The 21,258-nt window shown below is 68.4% G+C and carries 17 protein-coding genes and 1 riboswitch; of the genes, 9 read left to right on the top strand and 8 right to left on the bottom strand.

Annotated elements, in window-relative coordinates; genetic code table 11:
- Positions 1–65 precede the first annotated feature (65 nt).
- On the bottom strand, positions 66–1,220 hold the full coding sequence (gene rodA, locus PSQ40_RS15725) for a rod shape-determining protein RodA (RefSeq protein WP_273952736.1): 1,155 nt from the start codon (positions 1,218–1,220) through the stop codon (positions 66–68).
- A gap of 59 nt (positions 1,221–1,279) precedes the next feature.
- On the bottom strand, positions 1,280–3,472 hold the full coding sequence (locus PSQ40_RS15720) for an HDOD domain-containing protein (protein ID WP_273952734.1): 2,193 nt from the start codon (positions 3,470–3,472) through the stop codon (positions 1,280–1,282).
- Between the two features lie 150 nt (positions 3,473–3,622).
- On the opposite strand from PSQ40_RS15720, the gene PSQ40_RS15715 reads away from it, so the two are divergent.
- The 5 genes from PSQ40_RS15715 (at position 3,623) to PSQ40_RS15695 (ending at position 8,881) form a co-directional block, all read left to right on the top strand.
- Entirely contained in the window at positions 3,623–4,222 is a 600-nt protein-coding gene (locus PSQ40_RS15715) for a YqiA/YcfP family alpha/beta fold hydrolase (RefSeq protein ID WP_273952732.1), read from the top strand.
- 90 nt (positions 4,223–4,312) lie between these two features.
- The gene (locus tag PSQ40_RS15710) at positions 4,313–6,385 is read left to right on the top strand and encodes a ribonuclease catalytic domain-containing protein (RefSeq protein WP_273952731.1); all 2,073 of its coding nucleotides are present in this window, start codon (positions 4,313–4,315) and stop codon (positions 6,383–6,385) included.
- A complete protein-coding gene (locus PSQ40_RS15705) occupies positions 6,382–7,242 on the top strand; it encodes a TonB family protein (protein ID WP_273952730.1) in 861 nt (286 codons plus the stop codon). The genes PSQ40_RS15710 and PSQ40_RS15705 overlap by 4 nt, the downstream gene beginning before the upstream one ends.
- 36 nt (positions 7,243–7,278) lie before the next feature.
- Positions 7,279–8,109 carry a shikimate dehydrogenase gene (gene aroE, locus PSQ40_RS15700; protein WP_273952729.1) on the top strand — a complete coding sequence of 277 codons (831 nt, stop codon included), beginning with the start codon at positions 7,279–7,281 and terminating at the stop codon, positions 8,107–8,109.
- 25 nt (positions 8,110–8,134) lie between these two features.
- Positions 8,135–8,881, top strand: coding sequence for a transglycosylase domain-containing protein (locus PSQ40_RS15695; RefSeq protein WP_273952728.1), 747 nt, complete (start codon positions 8,135–8,137; stop codon positions 8,879–8,881).
- 28 nt (positions 8,882–8,909) lie between these two features.
- Here PSQ40_RS15695 and PSQ40_RS15690 read toward each other — a convergent pair whose 3' ends face one another.
- Positions 8,910–9,473 (bottom strand): hypothetical protein, encoded by a 564-nt coding sequence (locus PSQ40_RS15690; protein ID WP_273952727.1) that lies wholly within the window; start codon positions 9,471–9,473, stop codon positions 8,910–8,912.
- Between the two features lie 164 nt (positions 9,474–9,637).
- Between PSQ40_RS15690 and ruvC the strand changes: the two genes are divergently transcribed.
- The 3 genes from ruvC to PSQ40_RS15675 all read left to right on the top strand — a co-directional run bounded on the left by ruvC (position 9,638) and on the right by PSQ40_RS15675 (position 12,366).
- Entirely contained in the window at positions 9,638–10,189 is a 552-nt protein-coding gene (ruvC, locus tag PSQ40_RS15685; protein WP_273952725.1) for a crossover junction endodeoxyribonuclease RuvC, read from the top strand.
- Between the two features lie 296 nt (positions 10,190–10,485).
- Positions 10,486–10,659 (top strand): hypothetical protein, encoded by a 174-nt coding sequence (locus PSQ40_RS15680; protein ID WP_273952724.1) that lies wholly within the window; start codon positions 10,486–10,488, stop codon positions 10,657–10,659.
- Between the two features lie 30 nt (positions 10,660–10,689).
- The gene (locus PSQ40_RS15675; RefSeq protein ID WP_273952723.1) at positions 10,690–12,366 is read left to right on the top strand and encodes a methyl-accepting chemotaxis protein; all 1,677 of its coding nucleotides are present in this window, start codon (positions 10,690–10,692) and stop codon (positions 12,364–12,366) included.
- A 76-nt stretch (positions 12,367–12,442) separates the two neighbouring features.
- On the opposite strand, the gene thiC is transcribed toward PSQ40_RS15675, so the two are convergent.
- Positions 12,443–14,308: a phosphomethylpyrimidine synthase ThiC gene (thiC, locus tag PSQ40_RS15670; RefSeq protein ID WP_273952720.1), complete on the bottom strand. Its 1,866-nt coding sequence runs from the start codon at positions 14,306–14,308 to the stop codon at positions 12,443–12,445.
- A gap of 110 nt (positions 14,309–14,418) precedes the next feature.
- Positions 14,419–14,541: riboswitch (TPP riboswitch) on the bottom strand.
- Positions 14,542–14,601: 60 nt separating this feature from the next.
- Positions 14,602–15,525 (bottom strand): UDP-3-O-acyl-N-acetylglucosamine deacetylase, encoded by a 924-nt coding sequence (gene lpxC, locus PSQ40_RS15665; RefSeq protein WP_273952719.1) that lies wholly within the window; start codon positions 15,523–15,525, stop codon positions 14,602–14,604.
- Between the two features lie 189 nt (positions 15,526–15,714).
- Between lpxC and PSQ40_RS15660 the strand changes: the two genes are divergently transcribed.
- Positions 15,715–17,526, top strand: a complete 1,812-nt coding sequence (locus tag PSQ40_RS15660) for a methyl-accepting chemotaxis protein (RefSeq protein WP_273952717.1) — start codon at positions 15,715–15,717, stop codon at positions 17,524–17,526.
- Positions 17,527–17,742: 216 nt separating this feature from the next.
- Here the strand turns inward: PSQ40_RS15660 and ftsZ are convergent, their stop codons facing one another.
- The 3 genes from ftsZ to PSQ40_RS15645 all read right to left on the bottom strand — a co-directional run bounded on the left by ftsZ (position 17,743) and on the right by PSQ40_RS15645 (position 21,254).
- A complete protein-coding gene (ftsZ, locus tag PSQ40_RS15655; protein WP_273952716.1) occupies positions 17,743–18,975 on the bottom strand; it encodes a cell division protein FtsZ in 1,233 nt (410 codons plus the stop codon).
- 229 nt (positions 18,976–19,204) lie between these two features.
- Entirely contained in the window at positions 19,205–20,434 is a 1,230-nt protein-coding gene (gene ftsA / locus PSQ40_RS15650; protein WP_273924603.1) for a cell division protein FtsA, read from the bottom strand.
- Positions 20,435–20,468: 34 nt separating this feature from the next.
- Entirely contained in the window at positions 20,469–21,254 is a 786-nt protein-coding gene (locus PSQ40_RS15645) for a cell division protein FtsQ/DivIB (protein ID WP_273952715.1), read from the bottom strand.
- Positions 21,255–21,258: the final 4 nt, after the last annotated feature.

Here is a 21,258-nt window from a genome sequence, read left to right as displayed (position 1 = left end):
CCCAAGGCGGCCGGGGCCCCCTCGGGGGGCAGGGAGCGACACGCAGTGCGCGACCGTGGGGGCCATCACGTCGGCACCAGGCGCTTGGAACGCGCCACCGACATCAAAATGCCCAGCCCCATGCCCAGCGTGACCATGGCGGTGCCCCCGTAACTGATGAATGGCAGGGGCACGCCCACCACAGGCAGGATGCCGCTGACCATGCCCATGTTCACAAAGGCATAGGTGAAGAAAATGCAGGACATCGCGCCCGCCAGCAAACGCGCGAACAAGGTCGGCGCGTCCAAGGCGATCATCAGCCCGCGCACGATCAGGAACAGGAAGGACACGATCAGCAGCAGGTTGCCGATCAGGCCGAACTCTTCCGAGAAGGCCGCAAAGATGAAGTCGGTGGTGCGCTCGGGAATGAACTCCAGGTGCGTCTGCGTGCCGGCCATGAACCCCTTGCCGAAAACCCCGCCCGAGCCGATCGCGATCATGCCCTGGATGATGTGAAAGCCCTTGCCCAGGGGATCGCGGCTCGGGTCCAGCAGGGTGCAGATGCGCTGCTGCTGGTAGTCGTGCAAGACGGGCCAGCGCACGCCGTCGGCACACAGTTGGGGCTCATACCAGACCAGCAGGCTGATGCCGATCACGCCCAGCAGCACCGGCGGCAGGATCAAGCGCCAACTGAGGCCGGCAAAGAAGATCACCGACAGGCCCGAGGCCAGCACCAGCAAGGAGGTGCCCAGGTCAGGCTGCTTCATGATCAGCCCCACGGGCACCAGCAACAGCCCCCCGGCGACCAGGAAGTCGAGCGGGCGCAACTGGCCTTCACGGCGTTGGAACCACCAGGCCAACATCAGCGGCATGGCGATCTTCAAGATCTCGCTGGGCTGGATCACCACCCCCAAATTGAGCCAGCGCCGCGCGCCCTTTTTGGTCAGGCCGAACAAGGCCACGGCCACCAGCAGGGCCACCCCGGTCAGGTACAGCGGCACGGCAAAGCTCATCAGGCGCTGCGGCGGGATCTGCGCCACCACAAACAGGATGCCGCCCGCGATCACCATGTTGCGGCCGTGATCGACAAAGCGCGTGCCGTGGTCAAAACCCGACGAGTACATGGTCAGCAGACCGGCGCACACGAGCATGAAGACGGCAAAGGCCAAGGGGCCGTCGAAGCCCTGAAACAGGGGCAACAGGCGCTGGCGCAGGGAGGGCTTTTCAAAGACGGCGGACATCCCTCAATTATCGGCCCTGAGCCCGCGATCCGCCCATGGCCACCCTGGCCAACGGGGCTTCAGCGCGCCTGCCGCTGCCGGAACAAGGCCAGCAACAGCGTGGCGAGTTGCTGCAACAGCTCGCGCGAGCCCGGGTCCACCACCAGCCGGGCCGCGTGGCCGACATCGGCATACAGCAATGCAAACGCCGTGTCCCGGTGCACCAGCGGCAGCAGCCAGAACCCCGCGGGCCGGAAGCGCTCACGCAACCAGGTCGGCAGACGGGCCTGCGTCGTGGGCTCGACAGCATCCTGCACCCACACCTGCCGCCCCTGGTGACAGGCGGCAGCCAGCAGGTCGGTGCTGCCGGCGGACAGGTCGACGCGGAACGCCGACTGCAAGCCCGCCATGCCGGGCCCCACGGCGTGGCGCGCCGACAGCACCGGGGTTGACGCCTCGCGCAGGCAGAACACCACGCGCTCGGCCCCCAGGGCCTGCTGCAGCCCGGCCACCGTCAGCTTGATGCCGTCGGCCAGGCTCAGCGCGGCGGCGGACTCGCCTTGCAGGCTTTGCAACAGGGCCTTGATGGCCTCGTGCTGGCGGCCCAGGCGGGCGGCCCGCCCGGGCAGCGCCTCCGCGCCATCGCTGCGGGCCAGGGGCGCAGCGGGGCTCAGCCCCGCGGGCACCGGCGGGGGCTCCGACGGGTCGCTGACCGACACCGGCGCCGGGCTTGGGGCCGCCGCCGCGGGGCGGGCAGGCGCCCGCTCGGTCGGGGCCCGCGCCTGAACGGGTACTTGCACAGGCACTTGCACGGGCACTTGAACCGGCGTGGACAGGGGCGCGGCGGCGGGCGCCGCGAGCGCGTTGCCGGCCGCGCGTGGCGGCTCGCCCGCCGGCGCCACACGCGCGGTGGGCAACCCAGGCGAAGGCAAAAGCGACGGGGGCGGTGCCGCCGTGGCGCCCAGACCCGCCGGCGCCGTGGCGGGCAACTCGCCCACCGGCCGGGTCAGGGCCTGGATGGGCGCAGCGGGCAGGCCCATGGCCTCGGCCATGGACTTGAGCCGGGTCTGCGCATGGGCCACGGCGTCGGCAAAGTCCTCGGGCGCCAGACCCAGCACCCGGGCATAGCGGTCGGTCACCGCCTTGACCCGCTGGGCGATGTCCTGGCTGCCAGGCGCAATCAGGGCCGCGGTGATGTCGTTGGCGGCCACGGCCAGCCAGCGCAGGTAGTCGCGGGTGGGTTGCGGACGGCGCTGGGGCGGCCGGCCAAACGGGCGCCGCATGCAGTACAGGATGTCGGCGGGCAGACCCCAACTGCGCGCCACGCCGGTGCCAAAGTCCTCGTCGCTGAGGCCCAGCCACTGGGCAAAGGCACTCGACTCGCCGCCGGCGTAGCGCCCCTCGGCCACCGCCTGCTCGATCTGGGCCGCCTCGGCCGGAAAGTAAAAACCCGTCAGCAAGCGCCCGAGGTTCTGGAACATGGCGCCCAGAAATGCGTCCTCGCGCACCTGCGACACCAGGCACAGCTCGGCCGCCAGCGAACCGGCCATGAGCGCGCGCAGGAATTGGGCCTTGAGCTGCCCCGCGTGCGCCTGGTCCGGCATGTGCTCCAGCAGGCGCAGGCCCAGGGCAAGGTTGCGCACCCCGTTGAAACCCACCAGCCCGACCGCACGCGACACCGTGGTCACCATGCCGCTGACCTGGGCGTACTGCGCGCTGTTGACCAGGCGCAGCAGTTGCTGGGTCAGGGCCACATCCTGCAGCACCTCGCGGGTCAGGTCCTCCAGGCTGTCGTCGTCGGAGCTGGCCACTTTGAGGATGCGCCCCATGGCACTGGAGAGGGCCGGAAAGTCGCCCTGGCGGCGCATGCGCGTGATCAGGGTCTCCAGCGTGCGCCCGGCGGCCGAACCGGCCCAGGCCGACAACGCAGCCTTGAAGCCCTCGACATGGGCAAAGCGGTCGGCCGGCTGCAGGCTCAGGGCGCGGTTGATCTGGGCCTGCAGCGGCGGGTCGATGTTGCGGCCCCAGTCCTCGGGCAGGTCGTGGTAGCGGCGCTCCAGCCCGTCGGGCGAGCAGTCGGCGGCGCGCTGCACCGAGGCCCGGCCGCTGAGCATCTCGGCCAGCAGCACCCCGGCCGCGAAGACCCCCTCCTCCTCGGGCTGGTCGGCCAGTGCCGGGGCCACCGGCCAGGCCAGCACCGCGGCCACCGCGTCGTGGGGCAGCAACCAGGCGTTCTCGGCCAGTGAGACGGGAACAGGACTCGGGTCAGGCATGTCGGAAAGTAGGAAAATGGCGCACCGGTGAAACAATTCGGTCCAGCCGAAACCGGCCTGCTGGCCAGTTTAGAGCCAGTTCAGGCGATCCTGGCGCAGGCCGGCTCCGGACAGACCCGCCCCACCGCCCCGCTGTTGTCAGGAGCCCTCATGTCCGCCCCTTCTGCCGCCACCACCCACTTGCTGTACCTGCATGGGTTTCGCTCCTCCCCGCAGTCGGCCAAGGCCCGCCTGATGGCCGAAGCCGTGCAGCGCCGCCACCCGCAGGTGCATTGGTGGTGCCCGCAGCTGCCGCCGTCGCCGCGCGCCGCGGTCGAGCTGCTGCGCCAGGGCCTGAGCCTCTGGCCCCACGACACGATGGCGGTGATGGGCTCGTCGCTGGGTGGTTTTTATGCCTCGTGGGTGGCCCGACACACCGGCTGTCGCAGCGTGCTGATCAACCCGGCGGTCGATCCGGCACGCGATCTGGCCCGCTACATCGGTGAGCAGCCCTTCTGGCACCAGCCTGAAATGCGCTTTTACTTTGAGCCGCGCTACGTCGACGAACTGCACGAACTGGCGCAGGAGGGCGAAGACCCCCCAGGGCCCGAGTTCGCGCTGGTGGCCAAGGGCGACGAGGTGCTGGACTGGCGCGAGATGACCGCCCGCTACCCGCAGGCCCAGCTGACCTTGCTGGAGGGCGGCGACCACGCGCTGAGCAGTTTCCCCGACCACCTGGACGCCGTGTTTGACTTTTTACAGCTGGTTTGACGTGCCCGGCCAGGCCCTTGGCCCCCGCCAAGCCCCCCTGCGGTGACCCGGCTTCGCCAACCGGGGCCCGGGGATGGGACAATCGGGCCCATGTATGCACTGTTTGATGAAGCCGGCAAATTTCAGGCCGGACGCGTTCTGTCGGAAGCGGAAAGCTCCCTGCAGGTGGAACTGGAATCCGGCAAACGGGTCAAGGTCAAGGCCGCCAACCTGCTGCTGAAGTTTGACAAGCCCGCCCCGGCCGAGCTGATGGCCCAGGCCCAGGCGGCCGCCGAAGGCATCGAGCTGGAGCTGGCCTGGGAGTTCGCGCCCGAGGACGACTTCGGCTTTGCCGACCTGGCACGCGACTATTTCAGCGAGCAAGCCACCCAGATCCAGCAGGTGGCGGCGCTATTCCGCCTGCACGACGCCCCGCATTACTTCCGCCGCGCCGGCAAGGGCCGCTACAAAAAGGCCCCGGCCGAAATCGTGCAGCAGGCTTTGCTGGCGATCGAGAAGAAAAAGCAGCAGTTGCAACAGATCGCCGACTGGGCCACGGCCCTGGGCCAGGGCGACTGCCCGGCCCCGATCCGCGAGCAGCTCTACAAAATCCTGTTCCGCCCCGACAAGAACGCGCCCGAGTACAAGGCGGTGGTCGAGGCCTCACGCGCCACCCAGACAGCGCCACTCGAATTGCTGCGCCGCGCCGGCGCCATCGACTCGGCCTACCAGTTCCACTGGAAGCGCTTCCTGTTCGACAACTTCCCCAAGGGCACGGGCTTCCCGTCGCTGCAGGCGCCCGACATCACCGACGAGCTGCCACTGGCCGAGGTGCAGGCCTATTCGATCGACGACTCGCAAACCACCGAAATCGACGATGCGCTGTCGGTGCAGGGCCTGGGCACCGGCCGCGTGACGCTGGGCATCCACATCGCGGCCCCGGGCCTGGCCCTGGCCACCGGCACGCCGATCGACCAGGTGGCACGCCACCGCCTGTCCACCGTCTACATGCCGGGCTACAAGATCACCATGTTGCCCGACGAAGTGGTGCAGCGTTACACCCTGGCCGAGGGCCGGGCCTGCCCCGCGGTGTCGCTGTACGTGAGCTTTGACGAGGCCAGCCTCGAGGTGCTGACCAGCGAAACCCGCCTGGAGCGCGTGCCGATGGCCGCCAACCTGCGCCACGACCAACTCGACACCGTGGTCACCGAGTCCTGGCTCGAAAGCGACAACCCCGAACAGACCACCCTGCCCGGCGGCATGGACCACCGCACCATGGCCTTCCTGTTCCGCCTGGCCAAGGCGCTCAAGGGTCGGCGCGAAGAAGTGCGCGGCAAGCCCGAAACCTTCAACCGCCCCGACTACAACTTCCGCCTGGTCGGCAACGACGGTGCCGAACCCACGGGCCAGGAAACCGTGCAGATCAGCGTGCGCCAGCGTGGCGCCCCGCTCGACCTGATCGTGGCCGAGGCCATGATCCTGGCCAACAGCACCTGGGGCCTGTGGCTGGCCGACTGCGGCGTGCCGGGCATCTACCGCAGCCAGGCCAGCTTGGCCCCTGGCGTCAAGGTGCGCATGGGCACCAAGGCCTTGCCGCACGCGGGCATCGGGGTCAAGGCCTACGCCTGGAGCACCTCGCCCCTGCGCCGCTACACCGACCTGGTCAACCAGTGGCAGATCATTGCCTGCTCGCGCCACGGCAAGACCGCCGCGCTGGCCGCCCCGTTCAAGCCCAAGGACGCCGAGCTGTTCTCGATCATCAGTGGCTTTGACGCCGCCTACAGCGCCTACAACGGCTACCAGGCCGGCATGGAGCGCTTCTGGACGCTCAAGTACGTGCAACAGAACGGCCTGACCGAGTTGAACGCCACGGTGTTCAAGGAAGGCCCGAATGGCAGCGTGCTGGTGCGCGCCGACACCCTGCCCCTGGTGCTGGCCGCCTCCGGCATGAGCGGCCTGCCGCGCGGCGCGCGCGTGCGCGTCAAGCTCGGTGAGATCGACGAGATCGCGCTCGACCTCAGCGGCACCATCCTCGAGCGGCTCGACGCTGAGCTGCCGCTGGACGGTGCCGACGAGGACGAAGGCGAAGACGAGGCCGTGGCCGGTCCCATCGCGATCGCCGTGGACGTCAATGAAGCAGAGCCCTCGGGCCCAGAGAATCGCCCCGATAATCCGGCCCCGTGAGCCCCCTTGCCTCTCTTCGTCGCCTGAGCACGCTGCAGATCACGCTGGCGGTGTCGCTGGCCGTGCACGCGGTGCTGCTGACGGTGCGCTTTGTGGACCCGACCGCCTTCAACCGGGTGTTCCAGGACACCCCGCTGGAGGTGATCCTGGTCAACGCCAAGTCGAACGCCCGGCCCGACAAGGCCACCGCCATCGCCCAGGCCTCGTTGGCCGGCGGGGGCGAGGCGCGCCAGGGCCGGGCCACATCGCCGCTGCCCAGTGCCGCCCAGAACAGCCTCGGCGACACCCTCGAAGAGACGCAGCGTCAGTTGGCCGCGCTGGAGCAACAGCAGGCCCGCCTGCTGACCGAAGTGCACCGCCAGCTGGCCGCCCTGCCCCCGCCCCAGCCCTCGCGCGACCCCACCCAGCGGGCCGACACGGCGCAGGAGGAAAAGCGGCGCCAGCTGATCAAGCTGCTGGCCGAGATCGAGCGTCGCGTGAACGAAGAAAACGCGCGCCCCAAAAAGCGCTACATCAGCCCCGCCACCCGCGAAGAGGTCTACGCCACCTACTACGACCAACTGCGCCACAAGGTCGAGGACAAGGGCACCGAGAACTTTCCGGAACAGAACGGTCAGAAGCTCTACGGCGAGCTGACCATGACCCTGACCATCGACGCCCAAGGCAAGCTGCTGGCCACCGAGATCGTGCAAAGCTCGGGCAACCGCACGCTGGACCGGCGCGCCGAAGCCATCGCCCGATCGGCCCAGCCCTTCGGTGCCTTCAACCCCGCCATGCGGCGCCAGGCCGACCAGATCGTGGTCGTGTCGCGCTTTCGCTTCACGCGCGAAGAAACCCTGGAAGCCAAAGTCCAATAACCCCTCCCAGGGCCTGCAGGGCGGGCCCCCACTGCCATGAGCCAAGACCACTACTGCGTATTGGGCAACCCGGTTGAACACAGCCGCTCGCCCTGGATCCATGCCCGCTTTGCCGAACTGACCGGCCAGACCTTGCACTACGGTCGCCAGCGCATCGAGCTGGGCCAGTTCGCCGCCGGCATCGCCGCCCTGCAAGCCGAGGGCTACAAGGGCTGCAACATCACCGTGCCGTTCAAGTTCGAGGCCGCCGAGCTGGCCCAGCACCGGAGCCCGCGCGCCCAGCTGGCCGGGGCCGCCAACGTGCTGAGCCTGCGGGCCGACGGCCTGCATGCCGACAACACCGACGGCATCGGTCTGGTGAAGGACATTGAAGACAACGCCGGTCGCCCGTTGGCCGGTGAAGACGTGCTGCTGATCGGCGCCGGCGGCGCCTCGGCCGGCGTGCTGGGCCCCTTGCTGGAGGCCCGCCCCGCACGCCTGGTGGTGGTCAACCGCACCCACAGCAAGGCCGTCGACCTGGTGGCGCGCCACCAGGCCCTGGCCGATCGCTGTGGCTGCCGCCTTGAAGCCCCGGCCATCGAGGCCCTCGACGGTCACTACGGTGTGGTCATCAACGCCACCGCCAGCAGCCTGAGCGGCGCCGAAGTGCCCGTGCCGGCCAGCGTGCTGCGCCCGGGCAGCCTGGCACTGGACATGATGTACGGCCCGGCCGCCCAGGGCTTCCTGAACTGGGCTGCGGCCCACGGTGCCCAGGGCCGCGACGGCCTGGGCATGCTGGTCGAACAGGCGGCCGAAGCCTTCGCGCTGTGGCGTGGCGTGCGGCCGCCCTCGGCCCAGGTGCTGGCTGAGCTGCGCGCCCTGCTCTGAGGCCCCACCCGACGCCCGCCCGGCCATGAAAGCCCTGCTGCGCTGGTTGCTCCTGCTGGTGCTGGCCCTGTTGGGCCTGCAGCTGTTTTTTGTCGTCCGCATCGCCGCGCTGGCCGTGCTGGACCCGGCGTCGACCAGCTTCCAGCGCTCCGAGGCGCTGCGCATCCAGCAGGAGACGGGCCACCTGCGCTGGCGCCAGCAGTGGGTGCCCTACCGCGACATCGCGGACACCCTGAAGCGCGCGGTGATCGCCTCGGAGGACGATGGCTTCACCCAGCACGACGGCGTGGAGTGGGACGCGATCCAGAAAGCCTGGCAGAAGAACGCCAAAGCCGAGGCCAAGGCGCAGGCCCAGCGCCCGGGCACCGCACGCCCCAACGCGCCTGCGGCGGCGCGCCCCCCCAAGATCGTGGGCGGCTCCACCATCACCCAGCAGCTGGCCAAGAACCTGCTGCTGTCCGGCGAGCGCACCCTGCTGCGCAAGGGGCAGGAGTTTGTGTTGACCGCCTTGCTTGAACTGTGCCTGAGCAAGCAGCGCATCCTGGAGATCTACCTCAACAGTGTGGAATGGGGCGAGGGCGTGTTTGGCGCCGAGGCCGCCGCGCAGCACTACTTCCGCAAACCCGCGGCGCGCCTGAGCGCCGGCGAGGCCGCGCGCCTGGCGGTCATGCTGCCCCGGCCCAAGTACTTCGAGAAACTGCCGAATTCACCGTACCTGTCGGCCCGCGCTGCCACCATCCAGGCCCGCATGGGGTCGGCGCAACTGCCCTGATCCCATCCGGTCCGCGGCGCGCTGCGCGTCACAAGATGGTTTCGTTGCCTGAGGGCACTTCGCCGCGGAGCTGCCGCGCGCGCCGGTCCATGCGCCGGCGCAGCCATTCGAGGCGCAACACAGCGAGGCGGCCCAGGCAGCGGGCCGTTCCCAGCAGCACCTGGTGCAAAGCGCCGCGCTTCAGATCCGAGACCACGTCGTGACGCCACATGGCCCGGCACACCTGCATCAAAAAGGCCAACGGAAAGCGGGTGCGGCGGTGCTGGGCCACCTTCTGATAGCCGTCCAGGAACAAGCTGGCCGGGTACTCGCGGCGGTCTGTGAAGTTGTCGGGGTAGGCGTCCAGGCTTTGCACCGGTCGGCCGAGCGGGTCAAACTGCACGCTGCTGAGGTCCAGGGCCCGTTCGGCGTCGAGGCGGATGGCCCAGTGGTCGGCGAAGTCGTCGCTGTCTTTGACACGCCAGCGCAGCAAGTCCACCTCGATGCCGCGGCGCTTGGCTTCCAGGGCAAAGGCCAGCGAGGTCGAAAAGCAGCGCCCGCGGGCCTGCTTGAGCTGCGCGATGCGGTAGCGACGGGCCAGCACGAGCAGCACCCGGGTCCGGGGCGTTGCATCTAAAGCTGCGCTTTTTGAGGCAGCCACTGGCGGGCTCATGGCGACGGGTGAAATCGATTGACCATGACGTCATTGTAACTATTGCCCCGTCGGGTCCGCGGATCCCCCACGGAGCGCACCGGGGCCCCTAAACTCAAGCCTCCATGAGAATTCTCGGCATCGACCCCGGTCTGCAAACCACCGGCTTTGGCGTCATCGACGTTCAAGGCACCACGCTGACCTACGTGGCCAGCGGCACCATCAAAACCACCCACCTGCCGCTGGGCGACCTGCCCGGGCGCCTGAAGGTGCTGTACGACGGCATCCGCGAGGTGTGCGACCGCTACCAACCCGAGGTCGCCACGGTCGAAATCATCTTCGTCAACGTCAACCCGCAGTCCACGCTGCTGCTGGGCCAGGCGCGTGGCGCCTGCATCACGGCGCTGGTGTCGCGTGACCTGCCGGTGTCCGAGTACACCGCGCTGCAAATGAAGAAGGCCGTGGTGGGCCACGGCCGCGCCGCCAAGCCGCAGGTGCAGGAAATGGTGCGCCGCCTGCTGCGCTTGCCCGGCCTGCCCGGCACCGACGCCGCCGACGCGCTGGGCATGGCCATCACCCATGCCCATGCCGGCCAGGCCATGGCGCGCATCAGCGATGCGGGGGGCCAGCTGCAGCGCCGCACCCACGCCATGTACCGCGACGGCCGCAGCTACTGAGGCTGCCCCCACCCTGGCCCAGGTCCCGGCTCACGCCCAGCGCTGCCGCACCCGCCGGTGACGCGATTTGCATCCCCCGCGGCACCGGCCGGTGCGCCAATCGCCCCCAGCCGGGGCGGCGATCGGGTACCCTCGAGGACTGCCTCAGGGAGGCTTTCTTTTTCGCCTCCTGTCAAAGTACCGTCACACCGCGCATGTTCAATACCGATGGTGGAGCGAATCCGCTCCCACCCACTGATAACCCTCTGACCCCAGCCAGCCTCAGCGACCCAGGACCGCCTCCTCGCACCTGCAACATGACCTTGTACAAGCCCGGCAAAAGCGCCCGCTGGCAAGGCATGACGATGACCATCAGCCATGTGCTGCTCCGCAAGGGCCGCCTGCTGGTCTACCTCGAGGGGCACCCCGAAGCGCTGGAGCCTGAAGCGTTGGACCTCCCGCCCACAAGGCTGGTGCTGCAACGCAGTTGAACGGCTGGCGAAGGGGGCAAGGAACTGCCCGTGATCGCCTCACCGTCTGCCCCACTGTCCCCTGAGGACCTGCCAGAAGCCCCCGCCACCGCCGCGGCGCCGCCCCCGGCCAGCCGCCATTCGCTGCGGCAGCGCCTGATGACCACCTTCGGCCTGGTGCTGTTGCTGAGCCTCAGCGGCGCGGGCTTTGGCGTCTGGTCACTGTTCCAGGTCGACGAAGCCACGCGCCACATCACCGAGGACAAGCTGCCCACCGAGCGCCTGGTGACCGACGCCTACCGCCTGCAGTCCTTGAACACTGAGCGCTACAAGGCCATGGCGCTGAGCTCCGAACCCGAAGTCGGCGAGATCCTGGCGCAGGACATTCAGGCCACCCAGCAGCAGTACGACGACCTGATGCAACAGGTCAGCCTGCGCCTGCCCGGTGCGGAAGACCAGGCCTTGCTGGAGCGCATCACCCAGGCCGGCGCCGACTTCAAAAAAGCGCGGACCGAGTTGGTGGCGGCGCGTGATTCGGGCCTGACCGCCCGCATCCGACAGGTGTTCAGCCAGCGCTTTCAACCCAGTGCCGAGCAACTGTTGGGGGCCCTGCAGGCGCTGGGCCAGGCGCAGCGCCAGGCCATTGACGGCGAAGGCGAAACGGTGGCCCAGCTGAGCTATTCGGCGCGCAGCGCGCTGCTGGGCTTCAGTGCTGCCGCCCTGCTGCTGGGCGGCCTGCTGGCGCTGTGGCAGGTGCGCCGCATCGCCCAACCGATCCGCGTTGCCAGCCACACGGCCGACCGCGTGGCGAGCTTTGACCTGCGCGAAGACATCGAGGGCCACCAGCGCGACGAGGCTGGCCAACTGCTGCTGGCCCTGGGCTCGATGCAGGGCTCGCTGCGCCGCCTGGTCAGCCTGATCCGGCAGTCGGCCCACAACATTGGGCACGCCTCCAACGAGATCGCGCACGGCAACGCCGACCTGTCCCTGCGCACCGAGCAGGCCGCGTCCAGCCTGCAACAGACCGCCGCCGCGCTGGAGGGCATGAGCCAGACGCTACAACAGTCCACCGCCGCAGCCGACCAGGCCGAGCGCATGGCCAGCGAGGCGGCTCGCGTGGCCAGTGATGGGGGCGCCGTGGTCAGCCAGATGGTGCAGACCATGACCGACATCCACCGCGCCTCGGGCCAGGTGGCGGACATCGTCGGGGTGATCGACAGCATCGCCTTCCAGACCAACATCCTGGCCCTGAATGCCGCGGTGGAAGCCGCGCGCGCCGGCGAGGCCGGCCGTGGCTTTGCGGTGGTGGCGTCCGAAGTGCGCCAGCTGGCTGGTCGCTCGGCCAGCGCGGCCAAGGAGATCAAGGGCTTGATCGGCAACTCGGTGCAGCGCATCGAGGCCGGCGCCGCGCTGGCCGACCAGGCCGGCAGCACCATGCACAAGGTGGTCGGCTCGGTGCAAGGGGTGGCCGACGCGCTGAGCGCCATCGCGCAGGCCACCGCGGCGCAGAGCCGCGACATTGGTCAGATCAACCGCGCCGTGGCCCAGCTCGACGAGATGACCCAGCAGAACTCGGCCCTGGTCGAGCAGTCGGCAGCCGCCTCGGATGGCCTGCGTCAGCAGGCCAGCGAGCTCAGCGGCATGATCAGCCAGTTCGTGCTGCCCGAGCCCCCCAGCGTGGCCGCCACCGCGCATTTGTCCTGGCAAGGCGCGCCCGCGACACGCTGAGGCCCGGGTCCACCGGCGGCCCTGGGTGCCCAGGCACGGCAGACCGGTGGGCGCGCCGCCCACCGGTGCGGGGCCCTCAGGCGACCGGCTTGATCGGCACGTACAGGTCGCCACCGCCCTGCTTGAACTCGGCCGACTTCTCGGCCATGCCCTGGGCGGCGAACTCGCGCACCTCCTGGGTGATCTTCATCGAGCAGAACTTGGGCCCGCACATGGAGCAGAAGTGCGCCACCTTGGCCGAGTCCTTGGGCAGGGTCTCGTCATGGAAGTTGCGCGCGGTGTCCGGGTCCAGGCTGAGGTTGAACTGGTCCATCCAGCGGAAGTCAAAGCGGGCCTGAGACAGCGCATCGTCACGCGCGCGCGATCCCGGGTGGCCCTTGGCCACGTCGGCGGCGTGGGCCGCGATCTTGTAGGCGATGATGCCCTGCTTGACGTCCTCGCGGTCGGGCAGGCCCAGGTGCTCCTTGGGCGTCACATAGCACAGCATGGCGGTGCCCATCCAGCCGATCATGGCCGCGCCGATGGCGCTGGCGATGTGGTCGTAGCCCGGCGCGATGTCGATGGTCAGCGGCCCCAAGGTGTAGAACGGTGCCTCGTGGCAGTGCTTGAGCTGCTCGGTCATGTTGGCCTGGATCATGTGCAGGGGCACATGGCCGGGGCCTTCGATCATGGTCTGCACATCGTGCTTCCAGGCCAGCTGGGTCAGCTCGCCCAGGGTGTGCAGCTCGGCGAACTGGGCTTCGTCATTGGCGTCCGAGGCCGAGCCGGGGCGCAGACCGTCGCCCAGCGAGAAGCTCACGTCGTAGGCCTTCATGATGCCGCAGATGTCCTCGAAGTGCTCGTACAGAAAGCTCTCCCGGTGGTGGGCGATGCACCACTTGGCCATGATCGAACCGCCGCGCGAGACGATGCCGGTTCGGCGGTTGGCGGTCAGGTGGATGTGGGCCAGGCGCAGGCCGGCATGTATGGTGAAGTAGTCCACGCCCTGCTCGGCCTGCTCGATCAGGGTGTCGCGGAAGATCTCCCAGGTCAGGTCCTCGGCCACGCCCCCCACCTTTTCGAGGGCCTGGTAGATCGGCACCGTGCCGATGGGCACCGGGCTGTTGCGCACGATCCAGTCGCGCGTGGTGTGGATGTTGCGGCCGGTCGACAGGTCCATCACGTTGTCGGCGCCCCAGCGGATCGCCCAGACCAGCTTCTCGACCTCTTCCTCGATGCTGGAGGTGACGGCCGAATTGCCGATGTTGGCGTTGATCTTGACCAGGAAGTTGCGCCCAATGGCCATCGGCTCCACCTCGGGGTGGTTGATGTTGGCCGGAATGATGGCGCGCCCGCGCGCCACCTCGTCGCGCACGAACTCGGGCGTGATCAGGCGCGGGATGGCCGCGCCCAGCGGGTTGCCAGCCAGGCGCTTTTCACGCGCGGCATCGGCCAGGTACTGGGCCATCCACTCACGGCGGCCGTTTTCGCGGATCGCCACGTACTCCATCTCGGGCGTGATGATGCCCTGGCGCGCGTAGTGCATCTGGCTCACGTTGCGGCCGGCCTTGGCCCGGATCGGACGGCGCTGCAACGCCGCCGCCTCGGCCCGCAGGGCCTGCAGGCGGGCGTCTTCGGCGTCGCCCTTCTGGCCGTCGTCCAGGGCCACGCGCGCGCGGCCGTCGTAGGCCTCGGTGTCGCCGCGGCGGGCGATCCAGTCGCCACGCACACTGGGCAGGCCCATGCGCACATCGATCTGGGCACTGGGTTCGGTGTAGGGGCCGGAGGTGTCGTACACCGTGACCTGCTCGCCGTTGCTCAGGTCAATGCGGCGCATCGGCACGCGCACGTCGGGGTGCAGCACGCCGCTTTCGTACACCTTGGTCGAAGCGGGGAAGGGTTCGCGGGTGAGCGCAAGCAATTGCGCAAATTTTTCGCGGGCGAGGGAGTCGGGAGCGTTCATGGTGAGGGTCCTTTTCGGCGCTGTTGAACCAGCCCCGGAGTGAACCCTGTGCGCGCACCCTCGCCGAGTGGGCGGGGAGGCGACGGCCCCAAGCTCCGCACGGGAGAAAGGACCTGAAGTTCGGCTCTTCTTACGCCGGTATTAACCGGATCAAGTTCGTCGGGTTCGGGCAGCTGCGCTGGCTTTCGCCAACCCAGCCCCGTCTCAGCACATGTGCACCCCGGAGCAGCCCGCAGTATAAGCTCAGCCCGCGCGCCAGCGGCCAAAGCCCCTCAGCCGGGCCGCAGGACGCCTCACCAGGCGCGGGCCGGTTGCGCAAAGCCGCTGGGCGCTTGGCGCTCGTCGTCAAAAGTGACGATTTCCCAAGCGTCCGGCTGGGCCAGCAGCTCGCGCAGCAGGCGGTTGTTCATGGCATGGCCAGAACGGAAAGCGGTGTACTCGGCCAGCAGCGGTTTGCCGATGATGTACAGGTCCCCCATGGCGTCAAGGATCTTGTGCTTGACGAACTCGTCGTCGTAGCGCAGACCGTCGCTGTTGAGCACCTTGTAGTCGTCCATCACGATGGCGTTGTCCAGACCGCCCCCGAGGGCCAGGCCATTGGCCCGCATCATCTCGACGTCGCGGGTGAAGCCAAAGGTGCGGGCCCGCGCGATGTCGCGGCTGTAGTTGCCCGAGCCCAGGTCGAACTCGACCCGCTGGCCCGTGGAGTCCACCGCGGGGTGGTCGAAGTCGATCTCGAAATTGAGCTTGTAACCATGGTAGGGCGTGAGGCGCGCCCACTTGGACTGCGCCCCCTGGCCTTCACGCACCTCGACCGGGCGTTTGACGCGGATGAAGCGGCGCGGCGCCTTTTGCAGCTCCACGCCAGCGCTCTGCAGCAAAAACACGAACGAGGCCGAAGAACCGTCGAGGATCGGCACCTCTTCGGCCGTGATGTCGATGTAGAGGTTGTCGATGCCCAGGCCCGCACAGGCCGACATCAGGTGCTCGACCGTGTGCACTTTGGCGTTGCCGGCCGAGATGGTCGACGCCAGCCGGGTGTCCGTGACGGCCTGCGCCGTGATCGGGATGTCCACCGGCTCGGGCAGATCGACGCGCCGGAACACGATGCCCGTGTCGGGCTGGGCCGGTCTCAGGGTCAATTCCACCCGCTGCCCGCTGTGCAGGCCAACGCCCACGGCACGGGTCAGGGTTTTCAGGGTTCTTTGCTGCAGCATTCAAGCATTTTAGAGATTTGCGGCCTGCGCGGTGGGGCCGGGCCCACCTGACCCACATCAAGCTAAGTTCTTTTTAAGGGAAGACCCCCGCGAGCCCCCAGGACAGCCCCGGCAAAATGAAGGGGCAGGCGCCCCCAATCCGGGCAGCTGTGCCCCACCCGCACCCAGCCACACGCCACGGAGAATGGAATGAACCGCCTCAGTTTCAAAGCAAAAATCATGCTGCTCATCGGCACGGCCCTGGCCGCGCTGCTGTTGCTGGCCGTGATCACCCTGGCGCAGCAGCGCAGCCAGATCATCGAAGCCCGCAAGGAGCTGCTGACCACCGCGGTGCAAGGCGCCCACAGCATCGTCAGTGCCTACCAGGCCAAGGCGGCCAGCGGCAGCATGAGCACCGAAGACGCCCAAAAGGCCGCGCGAGAAGCCTTGCGCGTGTCGCGCTACGGCGGCCCCGAAGGCAAGACCGAATACTTCTACATCTGGACCCTGGACGCGGTCGGCGTGATGCACCCGATCAAGCCCGAATGGGAGGGCCAGAACATGCAGGGCAAGATCAAGGACGGAGCCGGCACCGACATCATCAAACTGCTGGCCGACGGGGTGCGCAGCAGCCCGCAGGGCCGCGCCTTTGTGCCCACCGTCTTTCCGCGCCCGGGCCAGCAGGCCCTGGTGCCCAAGCTGCTGTACGCGGCGCGCGTCGATGGCTGGAACTGGATGGTCGGTTCGGGCGTCTACACCGACGACCTCGATCAGCAGGTGCGTGACGCGATGCTGAGCCAGTTTGGCTTCGTGCTGGTGGTGGTGCTGGTGGTCGGTGGCATTGGCGTGTTGGTGGCGCGCTCGGTGCTGCAACAGATTGGTGGCGATCCGATGGTGGCCATCGAGGCCATGTCGGCGGTCGCGGAGGGCAACCTCGACGTGCAGATCGCCCCGGCCCCCGCGGGCTCGATGCTCGACGGCCTGGCCCACATGGTGAGCTCGTTGCGGCGGCTGGTCAGCGAGGTGCGTTCGGCCACCGACAGCATCGCCACCGCCTCGAGCGAGATCGCCCAAGGCAACACCGACCTGTCGCAGCGCACCGAACAAACCGCCAGCAACCTGCAGTCCACCTCCAGCAGCATGGAGGAGCTGACCAGCACGGTGCAGCAAACCTCCGACTCGGCGCAGACCGCCAACCAGATGGCGCAGTCGGCGGCCGAGGTGGCGCAGCGTGGCGGCGCCGTGGTGTCCGAAGTGGTCAGCACCATGGAAGAAATCAACAGCAGCAGCAAGCGCATCGCCGACATCATTGGCGTGATCGACGGCATCGCCTTCCAGACCAACATCCTCGCGCTCAATGCCGCGGTCGAAGCCGCCCGCGCAGGCGAACAAGGCCGGGGGTTTGCCGTGGTGGCCGGCGAGGTGCGCAGCCTGGCCGGGCGCAGTGCCGAGGCCGCCAAAGAGATCAAGTCGCTGATCGGCGCCTCGGTCGAGAAGGTCGAATCGGGCACCCGCCTGGTGGGCCATGCGGGCAGTACCATGGACGAAATCGTCGCCAGCGTGCAGCGCGTGACCGACATCATTGGCGAAATCCGGGCCGCCACGGCCGAGCAAAGCCAGGGCATCGCCCAGGTCAACGGTTCGATCAACCAGCTCGACCAGATGACGCAACAGAACTCGGCCCTGGTCGAACAGTCCGCCGCGGCCGCCGACAGCCTGCGCGAGCAGGCCATGCGGCTGACCGAGGTGGTGGCCTTGTTCCGCGTCAGCGGCAGCCAGGGGGTGGCGGTGAGCCACCGCCCGGCCCCGGCCCGTGCGCCCGTCGCAGCCCAGGCCAAGCCCCTGCCCCCGCGGGCCGCCGCGCCGCGCGTGGGCAGCAGCGCCGCGCCCGCCCCGGCCCGCCAGGCCCTGCCCGCCAAAGCCAACCCAGCAGCCCCAGCCCCAGCACCGGCCCCGGCGCCCAAGGCGGCGGCCCCTGCCAGCAGCGCGGGCTCGGCCGAGGGCGACTGGGAGTCCTTCTGACACGCGCCCCGTACACCGCTCGTGGCACCGTTCGTGGCCGCCAGGCCCGGGTGATACGCTGACCCACGGCGGCCACCCAACGGCGCCCCCTGCGGGGCGCCCCACGGCCCAAGCAGCGCCAGCCCCATGAAAAAACCCCGCCGTCCTGTCGGACCGCGGGGTTTTTTGCTTCGGCAAATCAGGTCGGGGCCCTGCCCCGTCAACAGCCTGTCAGACTCAGTCGGCTTGCTTGCGCAGGAAGGCCGGGATTTCCAGGTCGTCCATGCCACCCGACACCAGGGCGTCGACCTTGGCCGCGGCTTGGGTGCGGTTGGTGCGCCAGACGCTGGGCACGCTCATGCCGCCGTAGTCGGCACCCGAGCTCACCGAGCCCAGGCCCACCGCGTTGCCCACCGACGAGCCGCCAGCCGAGGCCACGGGCAGGTTGAAGCCCACGTTGTCGGTGCCGGTGCGCAGCACTTGCAGCGGAGGGGCCTGACGGCGCGCGTTTTGACGGCTCAGGCCGGTGGCCACCACGGTCACGCGGATGTTGTCACCCAGGCTGTCGTCGTAGGCCGCGCCGTAGATGACGTGGGCGTCCGGCGAGGCGTAGGCGTTGATGGTGCTCATGGCCAGCTTGGACTCGGACAGCTTCAGGCTGCCCTTGGCGGCGGTCACCAAGACCAGCACGCCCTTGGCGCCCGACAGGTCGATGCCTTCGAGCAGCGGGCAAGCCACGGCTTGTTCGGCGGCGATGCGGGCGCGGTCCGGGCCGCTGGCCACAGCGGTGCCCATCATGGCCTTGCCGGGTTCGCCCATCACGGTGCGCACGTCTTCAAAGTCGACGTTCACATGGCCGTATTCGTTGATGATTTCGGCAATGCCGCCGACGGCGTTCTTGAGCACGTCGTTGGCGTGGGCAAAGGCTTCGTCCTGGGTGATGTCGTCGCCCAGCACGTCGAGCAGCTTTTCGTTGAGCACCACGATCAGCGAGTCCACGTTGGCTTCGAGTTCAGCCAGGCCATCGTCGGCGTTGGTCATGCGGCGCTTGCCTTCCCAATCGAAAGGCTTGGTCACCACGCCCACGGTCAGGATGCCCATTTCCTTGGCCACGCGGGCGATCACCGGCGCGGCGCCGGTGCCGGTGCCACCGCCCATGCCGGCGGTGATGAACAGCATGTGGGCGCCCGCGATGGCGGCGCGGATGTCTTCCAGCGCGGCTTCGGCGGCGTCACGGCCCTTGTCGGGCTTGCTGCCGGCGCCCAGACCGCTTTGACCCAGTTGAATCGTGCGATGGGCAGCGCTGCGGCTCAGGGCCTGTGCGTCGGTGTTGGCGCAGACGAATTCGACGCCTTGCACATGGCGCTGGATCATGTGTTCCACCGCATTGCCGCCGCCACCGCCCACCCCGATCACCTTGATCTGCGTGCCCATGTTGAACTCTTCAACTTCGATCATTTCGATGGTCATCTCGTTGCTCCTGAATCTGCCTGATTTGCAATTGCCGAAAATATTTGACTGTTGGAATATTGTGACTTGCCAGAGGGCCTTCACGGCGGTCCGATACAGTGTTCCGCCTGCCTTTTTTTGCACGGCGGGCTGCCTCGGGCCAACCACCGTTTTCGCAGTGGCGGACCCAGCGCCAGCACGCCGCTCCAGCGGGTCGGGCCAGCGCCAAGGCAGGGGGGGCGGAACATGCTCAGAAGTTCCCCACGATGAAGTCCTTGAAGCGGCCGAACGCCGTCTTCATGGAACCACTTTTCTGGGCCACCTTGAAGCCGCGGATGCGGGCCTGGCGGGCTTCTTCCATGAGGCCCATGACGGTGGCGGCCCGCGGCTGCGCGACCATGTCCGACAGGGCACTCGAATACTTGGGCAGACCACGGCGCACGGGCTTGAGGAAGATGTCCTCGGCCAGTTCGACCATGCCCGGCATGACCGAGCTGCCACCGGTCAGCACGATGCCCGAGGACAGCACTTCCTCGTAGCCGGACTCGCGGATCACCTGCTGCACCAGCGAGAAGATCTCTTCGACGCGCGGCTCGATCACGCCCGCCAGCGCCTGGCGGCTCAGCATGCGCGGGCCGCGGTCGCCGAGCCCCGGTACTTCGACCTGGGTCTCGGCGTCGGCCAGCAGTTGCTTGGCATAGCCTGATTCGACCTTGATGTCCTCGGCGTCCTTGGTCGGGGTGCGCAGCGCCATCGCGATGTCGCTGGTGATCAGGTCGCCTGCGATCGGGATCACCGCCGTGTGGCGGATCGCGCCGTTGGTGAAGATGGCCACGTCGGTGGTGCCGGCGCCGATGTCGACCACCGCCACGCCCAGTTCGCGCTCGTCGTCGGTCAACACGGCCTGGCTCGAGGCCAGCGGGTTGAGCATCAGCTGCTCGACGTCAAGGCCACAGCGGCGCACGCACTTGATGATGTTCTCGGCCGCGCTCTGGGCGCCGGTGACGATGTGCACCTTGGCTTCCAGGCGCAGACCGCTCATGCCGATCGGCTCCTTGACGTCCTGGCCGTCAATGACGAACTCCTGCGGCTCCACCAGCAGCAGGCGCTGGTCGGTCGAGATGTTGATGGCCTTGGCGGTTTCCACCACGCGGGCCACATCGGCCGAGGTGACTTCCTTGTCCTTGACCGCCACCATGCCGCTGGAGTTGAGGCCGCGGATGTGGCTGCCCGTGATGCCGGTGTAGACCCGGGTGATCTTGCAGTCGGCCATCAGCTCGGCCTCTTTGAGGGCTTGCTGGATGCTTTGCACGGTGGCGTCGATGTTGACCACCACGCCGCGCTTCAAGCCATTGCTGGGGGCCACGCCCAGACCTGCCAGCTTGAGTTCGCCGCCGGGCAGGACTTCGGCCACCACCGCCATGACCTTGGCCGTGCCAATGTCCAGCCCCACCACCAGATCCTTGTATTCCTTTGCCATATGTGTACCTGTGATTCTGTGTTTTGGGTTGGGTCTATTTTTTGGGAACGTCGGCCGTCACCGTGGTCACGCCGCGCAAGCGCAGGGCGTAGCCTTCGGTGTGGCGCAAATCGGCGCTTTCCAGCGAGTTGGCACGGCGGCCATAGCGCGAGGTGACCTGGGTCAGCGTGGCGACAAAGCGCCGCGTGCGCGCCATCACCTGCTCGATGCTGCCGTTGCCCAGTTCGATCTCAGCCCCAGACTCGAGCTTGGCGCGCCAGCCGCCGCGCAGGGTCAGCTCGAGCTCGGCGAGGTCCAGGTCCAGTTGCTTGAAAAGGGGGCGCAGGCGACCGTACATGTCCAGCACCTCGACCGACTGGCCGTCCGGGCCGTGCAAGCGCGGCAGGTCGTCGGCATCCACGTCGCCGACGTTGGCCTCAAAGACCTCGCCAAAGCTGTTCAACATGCCCGAGCCGCTTTCGGGGCCCCACAGGGCCACCGGCACATGCTCCTCCAGCTGCACCTGCAGCTGGTTGGGGAACTGGCGCCGCACCGAGGCCTGGCGCACCCAGGGCACGGCCTCGAACACGGCGCGCGCCTGCTGCAGGTCGACGGTGAAGAAATTGCCCACCAGCTTGTGCGCCACGTTGGCGCGCAGCGTGACGGCGTTGTTGTGCGCCAGCTCACCCTGCACGCTGATGGCCCCGATCGAAAACGCGGGGTGACGCAGCACCCACCAGCCGCCCGCGGCCAGCACCAGCGCGGTCAGGCTCATGAACAACACCGACGCGGTGAGGTTCATCAGCTTGACATCCAGCGGTACGGCCAGCGAGTCGTTCATGCGC

The sequence above is a fragment of the Curvibacter cyanobacteriorum genome (genome assembly GCF_028649475.1).
GTDB classification, from domain to species: Bacteria; Pseudomonadota; Gammaproteobacteria; order Burkholderiales; family Burkholderiaceae_C; genus Curvibacter; species Curvibacter cyanobacteriorum.
The sequence above is the reverse complement of the archived record's forward strand: the minus strand, read 5'-3'. Positions and strand labels throughout refer to the sequence as shown.